This is a genomic window from Streptomyces bobili, from assembly GCF_002154575.1.
Classification (GTDB): domain Bacteria; phylum Actinomycetota; class Actinomycetes; order Streptomycetales; family Streptomycetaceae; genus Streptomyces; species Streptomyces bobili.
This window is the reverse complement of the sequence record NZ_MUBA01000927.1, coordinates 1-800: the sequence shown is the minus strand read 5'-3', so window position 1 is coordinate 800 and position 800 is coordinate 1. Positions and strand designations below refer to the sequence as shown.

Genomic DNA, 800 nt, shown 5'->3' with positions numbered 1-800 from the left:
CGCGTCGCCCCCGCGCGCGTGGACGTGGCCCCGCAGCCGGCGCCTCCGGCCGAACTGGTCCTGCGGATCACTCTGGGCCCGCGTGACGACTGGTTCGCCCCGGAGGCGGTCCGGCTGTTCACCTCGGACGCCTACCGCGTGTCCGCGGCGAGCAACCGCATCGGTCTGCGCACCGAAGGACCCGCCCTGGACCGGGCGGTGGCAGGCGAACTGGCCAGCGAGGGAATGGTTCTGGGCGCCGTGCAGGTCCCGCCCGACGGCAGACCGGTGGTCTTCCTGGCGGACCATCCCACCACCGGCGGCTACCCGGTGATCGGGGTGGTCCGGCCCTCCGACCTCCCGTCCGCCGCGCAGGCGGCACCGGGCACCCCGGTCCGCTTCGTGGCGGTACGCCGACGCTGACAGCCGGCGTCGCCGGGCCGCGCCCGGCCTTCGTGGAAGTACGCCGACGCTGACTGGCCGGCGCCGCTAGGCCGCGTCCGGCTGCCGCTCCGGCACCGACAGGGCGGCCAGGGCAGCCGACACCGCTGCCGAGGTGCGCAGGTAGAGGCGGGCGCTGGTGCCCCGCGCGCGGTGACGCGTCTCGCCGACGGCCACCGCCAGCAGCTGCGGAAGCAGGTCGGTGCACCTGCGGGCCACCCAGCCGGTGCCGGCCGTCGCCAGCCACCGCAGTCCGGCCGACCTCTTGGGCGCCGGGGACTCCGGCTCGGGCGAGGGAGCCGGCCCGGTCGCGAGCCCCGCCCCGCCCCGCCCCGGCCAGCAGCGCGTGGAAGCGAACGGCCAGCTGCCGGTGGCCCCGC

Annotated in this window: 1 protein-coding gene and 1 pseudogene; one reads left to right on the top strand and one right to left on the bottom strand. The window is 77.8% G+C overall.

What is annotated here, in order from left to right; genetic code table 11:
• Positions 1–402 (top strand): 5-oxoprolinase subunit C family protein (locus BZL64_RS38755; RefSeq protein WP_143663482.1); only part of this gene is annotated, 402 nt, incomplete at its 5' end.
• 66 nt (positions 403–468) lie between these two features.
• On the opposite strand, the pseudogene BZL64_RS38750 reads toward BZL64_RS38755, so the two are convergent.
• Positions 469–800, bottom strand: a pseudogene (locus tag BZL64_RS38750) (SGNH/GDSL hydrolase family protein); the annotation flags it as partial.